12 protein-coding genes are annotated in these 15,424 nt (G+C 71.8%); 2 read left to right on the top strand and 10 right to left on the bottom strand.

The window, feature by feature from the left end; translation table 11 throughout:
* Positions 1-242: 242 nt before the first annotated feature.
* Positions 243-2,309, bottom strand: coding sequence for an AAA family ATPase (locus ACFYZ8_RS27050; protein WP_388533684.1), 2,067 nt, complete (start codon positions 2,307-2,309; stop codon positions 243-245).
* A gap of 190 nt (positions 2,310-2,499) precedes the next feature.
* Positions 2,500-3,003 carry a MarR family winged helix-turn-helix transcriptional regulator gene (locus tag ACFYZ8_RS27045; RefSeq protein ID WP_388533686.1) on the bottom strand — a complete coding sequence of 168 codons (504 nt, stop codon included), beginning with the start codon at positions 3,001-3,003 and terminating at the stop codon, positions 2,500-2,502.
* Positions 3,004-3,208: 205 nt separating this feature from the next.
* Between ACFYZ8_RS27045 and ACFYZ8_RS27040 the strand changes: the two genes are divergently transcribed.
* Both ACFYZ8_RS27040 and ACFYZ8_RS27035 read left to right on the top strand, forming a co-directional pair.
* Positions 3,209-3,676 carry a cupin domain-containing protein gene (locus tag ACFYZ8_RS27040; protein ID WP_388533689.1) on the top strand — a complete coding sequence of 156 codons (468 nt, stop codon included), beginning with the start codon at positions 3,209-3,211 and terminating at the stop codon, positions 3,674-3,676.
* A gap of 144 nt (positions 3,677-3,820) precedes the next feature.
* Positions 3,821-4,765, top strand: a complete 945-nt coding sequence (locus ACFYZ8_RS27035) for an NADP-dependent oxidoreductase (protein ID WP_388533691.1) — start codon at positions 3,821-3,823, stop codon at positions 4,763-4,765.
* 153 nt (positions 4,766-4,918) lie between these two features.
* Here ACFYZ8_RS27035 and ACFYZ8_RS27030 read toward each other — a convergent pair whose 3' ends face one another.
* The 8 genes from ACFYZ8_RS27030 to ACFYZ8_RS26995 are packed head-to-tail and all read right to left on the bottom strand — an operon-like array spanning position 4,919 to position 15,399.
* Positions 4,919-5,953: an MBL fold metallo-hydrolase gene (locus ACFYZ8_RS27030; protein ID WP_388533694.1), complete on the bottom strand. Its 1,035-nt coding sequence runs from the start codon at positions 5,951-5,953 to the stop codon at positions 4,919-4,921.
* Between the two features lie 45 nt (positions 5,954-5,998).
* Complete coding sequence (ppc, locus tag ACFYZ8_RS27025) at positions 5,999-8,710, bottom strand: phosphoenolpyruvate carboxylase (RefSeq protein WP_389050119.1); 2,712 nt, start codon at positions 8,708-8,710, stop codon at positions 5,999-6,001.
* Between the two features lie 36 nt (positions 8,711-8,746).
* Positions 8,747-9,604 carry a DUF6282 family protein gene (locus tag ACFYZ8_RS27020; protein WP_388539500.1) on the bottom strand — a complete coding sequence of 286 codons (858 nt, stop codon included), beginning with the start codon at positions 9,602-9,604 and terminating at the stop codon, positions 8,747-8,749.
* The gene (locus ACFYZ8_RS27015) at positions 9,597-11,447 is read right to left on the bottom strand and encodes an isocitrate/isopropylmalate family dehydrogenase (RefSeq protein ID WP_388539503.1); all 1,851 of its coding nucleotides are present in this window, start codon (positions 11,445-11,447) and stop codon (positions 9,597-9,599) included. The genes ACFYZ8_RS27020 and ACFYZ8_RS27015 overlap by 8 nt, the downstream gene beginning before the upstream one ends.
* Complete coding sequence (locus tag ACFYZ8_RS27010; RefSeq protein WP_388539506.1) at positions 11,444-12,367, bottom strand: hypothetical protein; 924 nt, start codon at positions 12,365-12,367, stop codon at positions 11,444-11,446. The genes ACFYZ8_RS27015 and ACFYZ8_RS27010 overlap by 4 nt, the downstream gene beginning before the upstream one ends.
* Positions 12,364-13,296 (bottom strand): hypothetical protein, encoded by a 933-nt coding sequence (locus tag ACFYZ8_RS27005; protein ID WP_388539508.1) that lies wholly within the window; start codon positions 13,294-13,296, stop codon positions 12,364-12,366. The genes ACFYZ8_RS27010 and ACFYZ8_RS27005 overlap by 4 nt, the downstream gene beginning before the upstream one ends.
* Before the next feature lie 31 nt (positions 13,297-13,327).
* Positions 13,328-14,758: an FAD-binding protein gene (locus ACFYZ8_RS27000; protein ID WP_388539511.1), complete on the bottom strand. Its 1,431-nt coding sequence runs from the start codon at positions 14,756-14,758 to the stop codon at positions 13,328-13,330.
* Between the two features lie 50 nt (positions 14,759-14,808).
* The gene (locus tag ACFYZ8_RS26995; RefSeq protein WP_359038239.1) at positions 14,809-15,399 is read right to left on the bottom strand and encodes an antibiotic biosynthesis monooxygenase; all 591 of its coding nucleotides are present in this window, start codon (positions 15,397-15,399) and stop codon (positions 14,809-14,811) included.
* Positions 15,400-15,424: the final 25 nt, after the last annotated feature.

The following is a 15,424-nucleotide window of genomic DNA, read 5'->3' as shown; positions in this document are numbered from 1 at the left end:
AGGGTGCCCCACTCCTCGCTCGTCCCCCGGCGGGCGACATGCAGATGTCCTTGGGGTGGCTGAGCGTGCGGAGGTCGTCCTGCGCGACGTGCATGGTGGTGACGGATGGGGCCGGAGATCTCCTCGTGGACGACATGTTCGGCCTCTACGACACCGCCGTACAGGCCGTCCGCCGCCCACCTGAAAGCCGGCCGCATCCATCTCCGCCACGGGCGGGTGCGGGTGCGGTGCGGCCGTGCGCCTCACTCTTGCGGCGAGTGCGGCGAGTGCGGCGGGGTCGGTGCGGACGGCGTGGCCGATCGTCGCAGAAGGTGTTCGATGAGGCGCTCCTTGGCCAGGGCGAGGTGGCGACGGTAGGTGCCGTAGGGCACGCCGAGTCGGCGGGCGGCCGCCCTGTGGGTGCGCGCGGCCGTGATGTAGGTGGCGGTGAGCGCCTCGTGGGCCTTGACGCCCGCAGGGTCGATCGGCAGCGCGTCGAGGGCGGTGATGATGGCGCCGCGCAGGTCGGCGGTCGGGTCGGGTGAGCCCGGCGGCACGAGAGGGGAGTGCAGCAGGGCGCTGGTCGCGAATTCGCGGGGAGCATGCCAGGTACGCAGGGCATCGAGCACGCCCTCCGCGAACGCGTCGCGCCCCGGCCGGTCCTCGCCGACACCGGGCGTGGCGGCGGTTGCGGGCCAGGTCGTCACGGGTGTGACCGTGGTGCGAGCCCGGTGCTGCACCCACTGTTCCACTGTCTGCCGTCGCCAGTCCCGGCCGAATACGTGCTGCCGTCGCCCGCCGAGGTCCACGGCCGCCACCTCCGGCAGCCCGGCCTCGGCGAGGTAGCGTCCCCACCGGTCGGCGTCTTCGAAGACGGTGAAGGTGACCGCGCGTCCGCGCGTCCTCATCTCCTCGCCGATCGTGCGCCGGCTGATGAGCTCCATCAGGGGCGAGGGCCGCTGTTGCCCGCCGGGTTGCACCGCGAAGCGGCGGATGCCGAGGTGTTCACCCGGCCCCAGGGGAGCGGTCGCCTCCACGAGGTCCCAGACCGCTGCGATCACCGGGTCCTCGGCCCGGTCCTCGGGCAGGGGGGTGTCCAGCCGCAGAACGGCCATGAACGACACGGGTGCGGGAGAGCCCGTACAGCGGTGGACGCGGAAGGCCTCCGGCTGGCGGCGCACCCAGTGCGCGACCGCTGCCGCCGATGCCGGGCCTTCGGCTTCCTCGGCCATGCGCAGCACGCCGGGCACGTCCTCGGGTCGCAGCGGGGTGTCTTCGATGTGCGGGTGCATGCGGTAGTTGTAGAGATTGTCCGGTCCCTCCTGGTGGCGGAAGAGGAACATCCACTCCGCGACCCGTAAGGGCGCGTCGTCCTCGGTGGCGCCGCGTACCGCCCGTAAGCCCGCGAGGGAGATGCGGACGCGGATGTCGTCGTAGCGCTCGGGGTCCCGCCAGCGCAGGTCGGCCTCGAGCGTTGCTCGCACCGCGTCGTGGGGGTGCAGCCCTTGGGAGGTGGCCTCGATGTAGGGCAGCTGGCGCAGCCAGGAGAACACCGTGTCGGTGTCCTCGTCATCCAGCACCGCCCGCAGCAGTGACTCGCGGGTGACGTAGGCCTGCGCGACGACCTCGAGGGCGCGGCGGTGGACGGCGCTGGGGAGGTCGCCCACCAGCCTCTCGACCAGGGTGGTGAGGACGTCGCCGGTGGGCTCCCACGGCGCGCCGGGTGCGGACGGGGGCAGGGAGGCGGCCAGGGTGAGCGCGAGCGGACTGCCTCCGGCGAAAGCGACGAAGGTGCTGCGCTGCTCGGCGGGAACGCCCCGGGCGGCGAGCAGGGCGTGGGACTGCGCGGCGTCAAGCGGCCGCACGGCGAGAGCGGTGAACAGTTGCGCCCACCCGGGGTCCAGCGACCATTCGGCGTCGGGGGCGACCCTGCCGGCCACCACCACGACCGCGTGGTCGGCGAGCCGCGGCAGGAAGCTCTCGCGCAGCCACGCCTCGAGTGGCTGACACTGCTCGAAGGTGTCGATGAGCAGCACCGCACCGGGTTCGGTGCACGCCGCGGCCGCGGCCTCCTCCAGCCGACGCGGATCGGCGTCCAGGAATCGTCCGTCCACGTGTACCACGCGGCGGCCGGCGATCTCGGCCTGCCGGGCGGCGTAACGCACCAGCGAGGACTTGCCGATGCCGCCGGGCCCGTGCAGGTACGCCACGAGGGGAGCGTCCGCCGCGCCCGACAGCATCCGGTCGAGGACCGCCCGTTCCGGCTCCCTGCCCACCAGCGCACCGGCTCGTGCCGCGGCCAGCCGGCCCCCCAGTCCAGCCGCTCCCAATCCGGGCTCCTTCTTTCGGGTGCCGTGATGCCTCCGCGGCCCGGCAGGGACGGACAGTTACGTAAGTAGCAGAGCTATTTTCAGGGAAACAGCATGGCCGGCACAGGCAATCGCCCCTGTTGGTGGATCGGCGGACCGGGCGGGAACGAGACCGCCGCGCGCACTGTGCCGGCCCCGGGCGTCAGTGTCCTTATGCTCCACTTTTGCGTCGGCGAGGCGCGGCCGAGCGAGGCGGCGTCGAGCGCATGTGGTCGCGGACCGGCGCCAGCAGCCGGGCGAGAGCCTCGACGTCGTCGCGCGAAAGGGGCTCGAACAGGAGGCCGCTGACCACTTCGATGTGACCGGGCAGCACCTTCGCCAGCAGAGTGCGCCCGGCATCGGTGATGGTCACGGTGATGCTCCGCTCGTCGTCCGGTGAGGGAGCGCGGACGACCAGGCCCTCCTTCTCGAGCAGACCTACCTGGTACGTCAGGCCGCTGCGGCTGTAGACGACACCGTCGGCCAGGTCGGTCATGCGGTGGCTGCCGGTGGGCGAGTCACCGAGGCGGGCCAGCAGCTGGAACTGCACGTAACTGAGATCACCGGTCTCGCGCAACTGCTGCTCGACCGCGTGCCGGAGCAGGCTGGTCACCTCGACGAGGTCGAAATAGGCGCCGAGCTGCACGGGGTCCAGCGACGGCGGCGAATCAGGCATGCCCCGAAGTCTACTGCTTCGAATTCGAAGAGTATGGCGTGCCGTTCCAGCTACCACGGGTGGCGCTGGAACCGGGCTCCTCCGCGACGTGTGGGCAGTGTTGGACCCGACTGGGCACCGCAGGCCATGGAGATCGGGCAGCGGAGTGCCGAAGGGTTGCGCACAGGAGGACGGCGCCGCCGCCCACGGATCCCGAGGACCGGCCATGAGCATCCCCCATCTCGCGCAACGTGAGGACCACCAGCAGCTGGAGTGGATCGGCGGGAGCGTCTTCAGCATCCTGCTCGACGCCGAGGCGACCGGTGGGCAGCTGACCGTCGGCCGCTTCGACGTCAGCAAGGGCGAGGCGCCGCCGTTCCACGTGCACAACAACGAGGACGAGGTCTTCCTGCGGCTGTCCGGTTCGGCGCTGGTGTGGGCCGACGAGGAGGAGCACGAGCTGCGGGAGGGCGGCATCGTCTTTCTGCCCCGGCGCATCCCGCACGGCTACCGCATCACCTCCGAGAAGGCGGACCTCCTGCTCATCTCGACTCCCGGGGGGCTGGAGAAGATGTTCCGCCACGCGGGCCGGGACCTTCGGGAACCTCGCCCCGAGGGCTTCGAGATCCCCCTGCAGCTGCTCGCCGAGGCCGCGGAGCTGTCCGGCAACGTCGTCCTCGGTCCTCCCCGGTGACCTCGCCCAGCACTTCTCCCGCGGCCGCCGCGGCCTGGACCGGCACCACTTGCTTCGAATTCGAAGCAGCTGTACTGTCATCACCAGTTACTTCGAATTCGAAGCAACTTGTCATCTTGGATCGCAGCGAAGGTGAGAACAGCAATGAAGGCAGTACGTTTCCACGAGTACGGCGACCCCGGCGTCCTGCGCTACGAGGACGTGGAGCTTCCCGTCCCCGGGCCCGGTGAGGTCCGCGTCCGCGTGGCCGCGACGTCGTTCAACCCCGTCGACGGCAACATCCGCGGCGGCTTCATGCGCGGCCCCATCCCGGTGGAACTGCCCCACACCCCCGGTATCGACGTAGCCGGCACCGTCGATGCGCTGGGCGAGGGAGTGCACGGACCCGCGGTCGGCGACGACGTTGTCGGCTTCCTGCCGATGGACAAGCCCGGCGCCGCGGCGCAGTACGTCATCGCCCCGGCCGAGATCCTCACGGCGGCGCCGAAGAGCGTCCCGCTGGCCGACGCCGCCGCACTGCCCCTGGTGGGCCTCACCGCGTGGCAGGCCCTGTTCGACCACGGCAAGCTGACGGCCGGACAGCGGGTGCTGATCAACGGCGCGGGCGGAGCGGTGGGCGGCTACGCCGTGCAGTTGGCCAAGAGCACTCCTGCCTACGTGATCGCCACGGCTGGCCCGCGCAGCGCCGACGCGGTCAAGTCCGCCGGTGCCGACGAGGTCATAGATCACACGACCACGAGTGTGATCGACGGAGTGACCGAGCCGGTCGACGTCGTGCTCAACCTCGCACCGGTCGACCCGGCCGAACTCGCCGCGCTCGTCACGCTGATCCGTCCGGGCGGGGTCCTGGTCAACACGACGGTGTGGATGCCCGCCCCCAGCGACGAGGAGCGCGGCGTGCGCGGCATCGACCTGTTCGTCCGCAGCGACGCCGACCAGCTGGCGCAGCTGGTGGCACTGGTGGACCGCGGGGAACTGCGCGTCGCCGTCGCCGAGCGGGTGCCGCTGGCCGAACTGCCGGCACTGCACGCCCGCGCATCAGAGGGCGCGGTGCACGGCAAGGCCGTCGTCGTCCCGCCCGCCGGCTGATTCCGGCGCGCGGCGTCCGCGGTCATCACCGCACCAGGACTGAACGTCGCAGCCCGATACGCCACGATCGCCGTCGCCGGTCCCCTCGTCGCCGGCGATGCCCGTCGGCGGGCATCAGCGTTCCGACGCCACGTGTGTCGTGCACGCCCGCCGTCACGAGAGGTGTACCGGGCTGGGAAGGAGCTCCCGGGCCGGCACCGGTTGCCACTGAACCTCGTGGGTGCGGTGATTCCGTACGACACGGCCGAAAGCCTGGTCACCGAAGTGGAACGCGAAGGCGTAGGTACGGGGGGCGAGGAGCTGGGCCAGGAGGGTTTCGCGGGCCTTGAGCACTTCTTCGGCATGCACGTCCGGGCCGGAGGGCCACTCGGGGTGGGTGAGCTGCGCGGGAGTGTGGAAGGCGTCTCCGAGGATCAGAACGCGCCGTCCTTCCGACGCCGCGATCACGTACGTGGTGTGTCCGGGGCTGTGGCCCGGAGTGACCAGGGCGGTGACACCGGGCCAGACCTCGTCGCCGTCGTCGAAGCGTCGCAGGACTCGGGACATCGGCACCATGAACCCCTCCCACGACGGGGCTCCGACCGGGATCTCGCCTCTCCAGAACGGCCCCCACTCGGCGTCCGCCACGAGATAGTCGGCGCGCGGGAACGCCCTGCGCAGTTCCTGGTCGGGGCCCTTCACGAAGCCGAGCCCGGTGTGGTCGGTGTGCAGGTGCGTGAAGGACACGGTGTCGACGCTCGCGGGTGGCACCCGCAGCGCCCGCAAGGTGCGCAGCAGCGCACCGCCTCGGGAGACGCCGAGTGCCGGCGGGAGCACGTTGGCGCCGAGCCCCGCGTCCACCAGCAGCCTCCGTCGGCCCCGCTCGACGAGGACACCTCCGGCCGAGGCGGCGATACGGCCGGACGGCGCGAGCGCTTCCGGATGGGCCCTCCAGTACGCGGCGGGGACAGCGGGGAGAAACCCGGCCGGGTCCAACTCCATGGCGGCATCGACCACATAGGTGAGCCGTACGTCGCCCAGCGTGAAGGTGCGGACGGCGGACTGGTCGCCCAACGCGCCGATCCGGGGGCGGTGTGGCACGGCGTGCGCGGTGCCCGCGGGCCCGCCCAGGAGCGGGGCGGTGAGCGCCGTGGTCGCGAGTGCGTTGCGCAGCACTCGGCGGCGCGGGAGGTCGGGGGTGTGCGTCATGGCGGGACTCCGGTTCGCGGGGGAGGGCGGCGGGCGCGGAAGCTGTCAGCCGGTGTTGCGCAGACCCGCGGCGACGCCGTTGACGGTGAGGAGCAGGGCCCGGGAGAGCAGCGGGTCGGGCTGTTCGCCGGCGGCGGCCGCGTCGCGCTGGCGCTTGAGGAGGGTGACCTGGAGGTAGGAGATCGGGTCGAGGTAGGCGTCGCGGATGGCGAAGGTCTGCTTGAGGACCGGGGTGGCGTCGAGGAGTTCGTCCTCGCCGGTGATCTTCAGGACCTCGCGGACGGTGAGTTCGTGTTCGGCCTCGATGTCGGCGAAGACGTGCTGGAGTTCGGCGGGGACCAGGGTCTCGACGTAGTGGCGGGCGATGCGCAGGTCGGTCTTGGCGAGGGTCATCTCGACGTTGGAGATGAAGTTGCGGAAGAAGTGCCACTGTTCGTGCATCTCGTCGAGCACGGTGTCCAGGCCCGCCTCGCGCAGGGCCTTGAGTCCGGAGCCGACGCCGTACCAGCCGGGGACGATCTGGCGGGACTGGGTCCAGCCGAACACCCAGGGGATGGCGCGCAGTCCGTCCAGGGAGACTCCCGAGCCGGGGCGGCGGGAGGGCCGTGAGCCCAGGTGCAGGTCGGCGAGCTGGTCCACCGGCGTGGAGGCGAGGAAGTACGTCGGCAGGTCGGGGTCCTCGACCAGCCTGCGGTAGGCGGCGTGGGCGGCGTCGGAGACGACGTCCATCGCCGCGTCCCAGCGCGCGAGCGCCTCGTCGGACTGGCGGGGCGCGGTGTGCAGGGCGGAGGCCTGGAGGGTGGCGGCGACGGTGAGTTCCAGGTTCTCGCGGGCCAGGGAGGGCACGAGGTACTTGTCGGAGATGACCTCGCCCTGCTCGGTGACCTTGATCTCGCCCTCCAGGGTGCCCCAGGGCTGGGCGAGGATGGCGTCGTGGGAGGGGCCGCCGCCGCGGCCGACGGTGCCGCCGCGGCCGTGGAACAGACGCAGGCGCACGCCGTAGCGGTGGGCGACGTCACGCAGGCGGCGCTGGGCGCGGTGGATCTCCCACTGGCTGGTGGTGATGCCGCCGAACTTGGAGGAGTCGGAGTAGCCGAGCATGACTTCCTGGACGTCCCCGCGCAGCGCGACCAGGCGCCGGTAGGAGGGGTCGGAGAGCATGTCCTCCAGGATGGTGTCGGCGGCCTTGAGCTCGTCGGTGGTCTCCAGGAGCGGCACGATGCCGATCTTGGCCCAGCCGGCGTGCAGGTCGAGCAGCCCGGCCTCGCGGGCCAGCACCGCGGCCGCGAAGACGTCGTCGGCGCCCTGGCACATCGAGATGATGTACGACTCGATGACCTCGGGCCCGAAGACCTCCAGGGCCCGCTTGACCGTCTGGAACACCCCGAGGGTCTTCTCCCCGGCCGCGTCCACCGGCGCGGGACCGAGCATCCGACGCGAGGTCAGTTCCTTTCCCAGCAGGCGCAGTCGGTAGTCGCGGGGCATGTCGGCGTAGCGCCAGGACTCCTCGCCGAGGCGGTCGAAGAGCTGGCCGAGGGCGTGGTGGTGGGCGTCGGCGTGCTCGCGGACGTCCATGGTGGCGAGCTGGAGGCCGAACGCGGAAAGGGTGCGGATGGTGCGGTCCATGCGCCCGTCGGCGAACAGGCCGCCACGGTGTTCCCTGAGCGAGCTCTGGATCAGGGTCAGGTCCTTGAGTAGTTCGCTGGTGCCGAGGTAGTCGCGGCCGTCCTCGTGCGGGATGCCGCGGGCCAGGCGGGTCTTGGTGTTCTCCAGCTTCTGCCGGATGCAGGTGGCCTTGAGGCGGTACGGTTCCTCGGCGTTGAGCCGCTTGTAGCGGGGGCTGATCTCCGGCAGGCGCTCCAGGTCGGCATTGAGGGACTCCAGGAGTTCCTCGGTGGCGCCGGTGTAGCGGATGGAGTTCGACAGGAAGCCGCGCAGCTCGTCGATGAGCTCCAGGGCGTCGTTGATGCCGTGCTCGTGCTGGAGGATCAGGACGTCCCAGGTGACCTGGGGGGTGACGTTGGGGTTGCCGTCGCGGTCGCCGCCGATCCAGGTGCCGAAGGTCAGGGGGCGGGTGGCGTCGGGGATCCGGACGCCGACGCGCTCCAGTTCCGCGGTCAGGTCCTCCAGGACGTCCCCGACGGCGCCGGCGTGCAGTTCGTCGAGGTAGTAGATGGCGTTGCGGGCCTCGTCGGCGGGCTCGGGGCGTACCACCCGGAGTTCGTCGGTCTGCCAGACGAGGTCGATGTTCTCGGCCAGACGGGTGTCGTGGCGGCGGCGGTCCGCCTCGATGACCGGGGTCTCCAGGAGGGTGGCGATCCGGCGCAGCTTGTTCAGCACCGAGCGGCGGGCGGCCTCGGTGGGGTGGGCGGTGAAGACCGGGCGCACGTTGAGGTTGGCGACCGCGCGGACGAGCAGTTCCGGCGCGATCTCCGCGCTCTGTCTCACCACCCGGGCCAGCGCCGACTCCTCCCGAGCCCGTCGGGCCCGCAGCTCATGGCCGCGGTGCACCTGCTCGGTGACGTTGGCCAGGTGGAAGTAGGTGGAGAAGGCGCGCACCAGCTTGGCGGCGGTCTCCAGTTCGATGCCGCGCAGCAGTTCGGCGGCGGCCTCGCCGTCCTCACGGGTGAGGCGGCGCACCTTCTCGACGAGTTCCAGCAGCTCGGGGCCCTCCTGGCGGACGAGGGTCTCGCCCAGCAGGTCGCCCAGCCGGCGGATGTCGGCGCGCAGGGCGGCGTTCGGGACGCGGAGGTGCATGAGTACTCCCTGGGGTGTGGCGTGGACGGAGCCGGGTCAGGGCGTCAGCAGCCGCGACGGGTTGCCGGAGGTGATGGCCTCGACCTCGGCGGGCGTGAGCTCCGCCTCCGCGAACCACTGGCGGCTCACCGCCAGCCAGCCCGCGAGGTCCGGCTGATCCGGCTGACCGAGATCGGAGCTGAACACCACGTTCGGGTGAGCGCGCACCACGTCTGCGAGGTGCTGGACGTCCCGGTGGCCCAACAGGAGGGTGAGTGCGGTGAGTTCGACGTACAGACCGGGGAGTCCGGCCAGCCGGGACAGGTCCTCCGGGGTGAGGCCGGACATCGGATGGGTGGCGTGCGTCAGCAGCAGACGCGGCAGCTCCAGGCGTACCGCCTCGTCGATCACCCGGAGCGTCTCCTCCCGGTCGCAGTGCCCGGTCGCCAGAACGACGGGCAGGTCGCGGGCGGCCCGGAGGACTTCGCGCACCGGCCGGCTCAGCCGGCCCGAGCCGTCCAGCACGCGATCGCCGCGCCAGCGGTCGGTGTCCAGCAGCGGATGGAACGGCTCTCGGCGCAGAGCGGACCGGTGTGCGGGTCCGACCAGGGTGGGCAAGTGCACGACCAGCCGAGCCGGAGCGTCCGGTCCATGGGCGTAGACCGCCTGTTCCACCACCTGGGGGCGAACGCCGCCGACGAGGTCGTTGAGCACGACGGCACCGGACACGGGCAGGCCCTCCTGGCGGGCTTCCCAGGCGCTTGCCGCCGTGGACCCCAGATGGCTCTTGATCACCACCCAGCCGTCGACCGCGGCGTACGCCCTCCCGGCGCCACCTGTCGTCAGGCGGCGCCGGTAGAGGTCTGGCCCCGCGTGGTAGTGGACGTCCACCACCCGTCGCGTCGGCTCACGCATGGGCGGACCGCTCGGCCGGACCCTCCCAGGGCTTGGCGTAGCCGAATTGCCGACGAGCCTCGTCCAGCCGCAGGCCGTTGGCCACCGCTTCGGCGATGGCGGACTCGGTCCCCTCCACGCGTTCGGCCCGGTCGGCCACCTCGGCCGCCCGCTCGGCGGGCACCACGAGGACGCCGTTGTCGTCGGCCACCACCACGTCTCCGGGCCGTACGGTGACCGCGCCGGCCGTGATCTCCCGTCCCGTCCCGGCGAGTTCCACGCGGTTCTTGCCGCTCACCATCGTGGCTCCGGTGCTGAACAGCGGGTATCCGGCGGCCCGGATCTCCGCGATGTCCCGGGCCGAGCCGTACACCGCGGTGCCGCGCACGCCACGGCTCTGTGCCACGGACGTGAGCAGCGACCCCCAGTTGGTGCAGCTGGTGCTGCCGCCGTTGTCGACCACCACGAAGGAGCCCGCGGGTACGTCGTCCAGGTAGTTCGCCGCGTTGCGGAAGCCGCCGTCGGACGTGTTCACGGGGCGGTAGGTGACCGTGTACGCCAGCCCGGCCGTGCGGGCTCCGGGCACGCGCGCGGCCACACCGGTGAGCACCCCCTCGATGCCGAGGCTGTCCAGCGCGTCGGAGACCGAGGCGGTGTCCAGCGCGGCCAGCCGGTCCACGACGTCCATGGGGACGGCCGCCACGGGCTCCCTCTTCTCGGCGGGCGTCACCGCCGACTCGCCCTCGCGGCCCGGCAGTTCGCGGGCGACGGCCAGGGCCACCTGCCGGGTGCCGGCGGTACCGCCCAGGTCGTACGTGACGGTCGTACGGGCCCGTGCGACGGCGCGTACGGCGCCGCGCAGTTCCTCGCCCGGTACGGACAGGCCGAGATGGTCGAGCATCTGCGCGACGGTCAGCAGCATCGCCATCGGGTTGGCCCGGTCCTGGCCCGCCATGCCGGGGGCGCTGCCGTGCACCGGCTCGAAGTAGCTGCCGTGATCGCCGATGTTGCCGCTCGGGGCGAGTCCGAGGCCTCCCATGACGCCTGCGCCCAGGTCGGAGAGGATGTCGCCGAACATGTTCTCGGCGACGAGGACGCCGAACCGTTCGGGCCTGCGCACCATCCACAGGGCGACGGCGTCCACGTTGAGGATCTCGGTCTCGATGTCCGGGTGGTCGCGGGCGATGAGTTCCAGACGCTCCCGCAGATGGTTGCCGCTGTGGCGCAGCACCATCGGCTTGTCCACGACGGTGAGCCTGCGGTGGCCGTGCGCCTCGGCGTACGCGAAGCCGAAGCGCAGGAGGCGGTCGATACCGAAGCGGGTCTGCAGCCGGAGCGTGACGCTGGTCCCCTCGGGGCCGGAGGCGGTGGCGTTGGGGTGGTCGCGCACGGTGTCCCACAGGGCGCCGTCGAGGCCGTGGAGGTCGTAACCGGCGTACAGCCCCTCGGTGTTCTCCCGGATGACGGTGAAGTCGAAGCGGCCGTGATCCAGGTCGGTGACCGGGCGGATGTTCGCGTACAGGCCCAGGCGCTGGCGGAGCTGGATCACCGGGGAGACGAACTCCCTTCCGGTGCCGCGCAGTTCGGGGGCGAGTTCGGCCTCCGCCTCGCGCAGCGGCTTGCTGGTGATGGCGCCCAGCAGACAGGTGTCGGTCTCCTCCAGGAGTTTCCAGGTGCGCTGGGGCACCGTGTCGCCCTCCTGACGCCAGCACTCCCAGCCGATCTCCCCGAAACGGAACTCCAGGGGGAGGCCGAGCCGGTCCACGGTGTCGAGTGCGGCGGAGACCACCTCCGGCCCGACTCCGTCGCCGGGGAGGACGGCGATGCTCTTCTTCGGGGGCGGCTGGTCGGTTGCCGACTTCATCGGATTCCCTTCTCCCACAGGAAGGCCTCGACGAGCGCGGCCACTTCGGTGGGCTGTTCGAATTGGGGGCGCATGCCGGCCTCCGGGGCGACATGCACCGTGTGGTGCGGGGCGGCGGCGGTGTGCCGGCGGGTGACGAGTTGGGAGCGGCCACCGACGATCTGGAGCAGTGGACCCCGGTGCGCGAGCACGGCCTGCGAGACGTCGATCCCGCACAGCAGCCGCATTCCGGCGGCGAGCCTCCGAGCCGCGACCGCGTCGGCGGTGACGGGCTCGGCGTCGCGGTCGGCGGTCGCGGTTCGGGTGCCGCTGCCTGTGGTCGTGGGCCGGGCGCCGGAGGTGGTGCTCGGCGGCCGGGTGCCGCGGCCACCGGCGAGGGGCCCGGTGCCGGCGGCGCTCCCGGGCCGGGAGGCGCCGTGGGCGACCGGCTCGGTGTCGAGAGCCGGCGGACCGGCCGGCAGGACTCGGTGGTTCAGCAGAGCGAGCGCCGCCTCGGCGTCGCCGGTGGAGGCCAGGTCGGCGATGGCGGTGAGGCGGGACTCCAGCAGGGGGTCCGTGCGGGCGGGGCCCGAGACGAGGAGGGCGGCTGTGGCGGGATCGACGTACGGAAGCAGGGCCTGCGCCACCGCCCCTCCCAGCGCGTTCCCGCACAGCAGGTCGACTCGGCCGAACCGCGGCAGCAGCGCGCGCCAGCGGGCGACGAAGGAGGCCATCGAGTCGACCTCCTCGTCCCACAGGGAGAGCGTGTCCACCACGGTCACCCTGAGTCCGGCGCCGGTCAGGGTCCGGATGACGGGGGCGAAGAACGCTCCTTCGTCCCAGCGAGGGGTGACCGGGGCGAGGACGAGGGCGTGGGCCGTGCCGACGGCGGTCCGCGGTGCGAAGACCGCCGTCGGCAGGTCCGGTCCGGTGTGGATCACCGGACGGTGGCGAGGGTGCGCGCGGTGGCGATGGCCTCTCCGTGCTCGCCCAGCAGGGCCTTGCGGTGCTCCACGGACAGGTCGTAGCGGCCCAGCACCAGGTCCGGCAGCGGCAGCGAGGGCCTGCCCTCGGGAATCTCGGCGAGCAGGAGGTCCGCCAGTTCCAGGACGGGGGCCAGGTCGAGCCGCGCGGCTGCCCCCGGATCGGTCCGGTCCAGGTGCGCCAGCCACTGCTCGGCGATCAGGTTGCCCGGCCCCTTGCCCATGCCCTGGATCGACGAGTCCATCCAGGTCGCGCCCGCGGCCACGGCACTGATGGCATTGGCGAGGGCGAGCCCCAGGTTGTTGTGGGCGTGCAGTCCGACCGCGCCGCCGGTGACGGACCGGGTCAGGTTGGTGAGGTCGGTGGTCTCGACGGGGGAGAGGCTGCCGTTGGAGTCCGCCAGGTAGACGAACTCGGCGCCGGCGTCCGTGGCCGCCGTCGCCACCTCGACCACGTCCCGGCCCGTCCACTGGGTGATGCGGGCGAAGTTCACCCCCACCGTGAAGCCGATGTCCCTGGCCTGGCGGATGTAGTCGAGGCCGGCCTCGTAGCCCTCGGAGGGCAGGATGACCCGGACGAGACGGGCCCCGGCCGCGTACATGGCGGGCAGGTCGTCGCGGGTGATGTTCTTCGGGTGGAGGATCACCGCCACCCGCTGCGGGCCTATCTCCTGGGCGACCGCGGCGATGTACTCGTCGTCGCCGCGGCCCGTCAGCCCGAGGTGGGGCATCGGGGCGAACGAGCCCTTGCGGTAGGCGATCTCGACCCAGTCGAACCCGCCCTCGACACTGAGCCTCGCGTGCTTGAGGGCGTAGGCGAGCGGGAAGTTGAAGCCGTTGCGATAACCGCCGTCGCGGAGCGTGACGTCGATGTTGACGATACTCATGGAGTCTCCAGGTGACTGACGTGAGGTGGGGTCAGACGGACTGGGCGGCGGCCGCGTGGTGTGCGGCGATCCGCCCGAAGATGAGCGAGCGCAGAACGGACGTGGCCGGCGGGTAGGCGTGGTAGAAGAGGCCCGTCGCCTCACCGGCCGCGTACAGACCCGGGATGGCGGTGCCCGAGGGGGTGACGACCCGGGCGTCGAGGTCGGTGCGGATCCCGCCGTAGGTGAAGCAGATCGCGGCGGTGACCGGGACACCGATGAACGGCGCGGTGTCCAGCGGGGTGGCCCAGTTGGACTTCGGCGGGGTGAGGCCGACCGTGTGCTTGCCGTCGGGGCGGGTCGGGTCGAACTCCCCGGGAGCCACCGCCGCGTTGAACTCGGCGACGGACTTCTCCAGCGCCTCGGCGTCCACACCCAGCTTCCCGGCGAGCTCCTCCAGGGTGTCCGCCTGCTCCGGCGGAAGGTCGCTGAGCAGCGAGTTCATGATGCCGGGGATGGCCAAGGTCTTGGCGTCGGCGATCCAGTACGCCTCCTGGTCCTGGTTCTTCCAGATCTCGTAGCCGAGGTGCTCGAAGGTGTTGTCCCAGGTGTCGCGGCCCTCGTCGAAGAAGCGCTCCAGCCGGCCGTTGACGAAGATGCCCGCCGCGAACCCGTACAGCACCGAGTCGGCCTTCGTCGTACGGCGGTCCACCGGCTCGGCGTGGATGCCGTCGAACTGCCCGGCGGTGTCGGCACCGAGTTCCAGCGCCATGCGCAGCGCGTCACCGCGGTTGTTCGCGATGCCCGGCGCGATCAGCGGGAGGTCGCAGGCGCGGTCGCCGACGTAGCGGGTGAGCATCTCGGTGTTGCCCTCGAAGCCGCCGCAGGCCAGGACCACGGCCCGGCCGGTCAGCCGCCGGGTGCGTCCGTCGGCGCCGCGGACCACCACGCCGTCGACCGTGCCGTCCTCCGCGGTGGTCAGCCGCAGGGCCTCCGTCTCGTAGTGGATGTCGACGCGAGGGTCCTTCTCCAGGGCGGTGCCCAGGTGTTCGACGATCGAGGCACCGCCGCCGCGCGGGCTGGCGGGCGGCGCCATGGACGGCGTACCCCCGTCGAAGGTGTGGGGGAGGGGGAAGTCCTCGTAGGCGATCTCGACGCCGTGCTTCTCCACGAAGGCCAGGGTCTGCGGGGTCTCCCGCTCGACGGCGCGGCAGTAGTCGATGTCGGCCAGGCCGCCCGAGACCCGGCCGACGTGCTCGGCCCAGTCGGTGTCGAGCCGCCGCTGCTGGTCGACACGGAGGAAGGCGCCCGTCCAGCGGGTGGCGCCGCCGCGTTCCGCTTCGGTGGAACGCTCGAGCACGGCGATCCGCGCGGGCTGCTCGCGGCCTTCGGTGGTCTCAGCGAAGGACAGGGCGGCCGACAGGCCGGCGGCTCCGAATCCGACGACGATGAGGTCGTACTCGGCGGAGTTCGAGGCTGACATGGGTCTCTCCTAAAGGTGTGACACGTTGTGGGGCGGGACTGCGGGCGGGGTCAGCGGTTGGGGGTGATGACCCGGCTCGTGCGGTAGAGGCGGTACTTGGCACCGGTCGTGGTGGCGGCGAAGGCCTGGTAGCGGCGCTGGAACTCCGGGTCGTCGAAGATGGCGTCGAACCGCTTCTGGTCCGTCCAGGCCGCGAGGTTGACGATGGCGTCGCCGTCGACGCTCGTCAGCAGACGCGAGCCGCGGAACCCCTCGGCGGTGGCGGCGACGTGGTCCACGGCCGAGGCGAGAGCGTCGACGCTGGCCGGTGCGTCGTCGGTGGTGGCCACATTGATGAGCAGCACGCTGTCGTCCGGCTCGGCGGCGGTCACGACACCGGGGCTGGCCCCCCGGCCCTCGAAGCCGATCCGCTCGTAGGAAGCGATGCCGAGCCGGTGCCACGGGTCGCTCTCGATCAACGTCTGTACGAGGGCCTCGTCGAGGTCGGCCGTGACGATCACGGCGCCGCCCTCGGGGCGGGGACCGCTGAGCAGGATGCGTCCCTGGTCGGCGTGTTCGCGCAGCCATGCCTTGTGCTCGGGCAGATGGGCCGTGACGGTCTCGCGGGGGACGAGGTAGGTGAGGGTCAGGACGTGGATCATGAAGGGCTCCGGTCGGTGTTTCGAA

The sequence above is a fragment of the Streptomyces sp. NPDC001668 genome, from assembly GCF_042893155.1.
Lineage (GTDB): Bacteria > Actinomycetota > Actinomycetes > Streptomycetales > Streptomycetaceae > Streptomyces.
The sequence above is the reverse complement of the archived record's forward strand: the minus strand, read 5'-3'. Positions and strand labels throughout refer to the sequence as shown.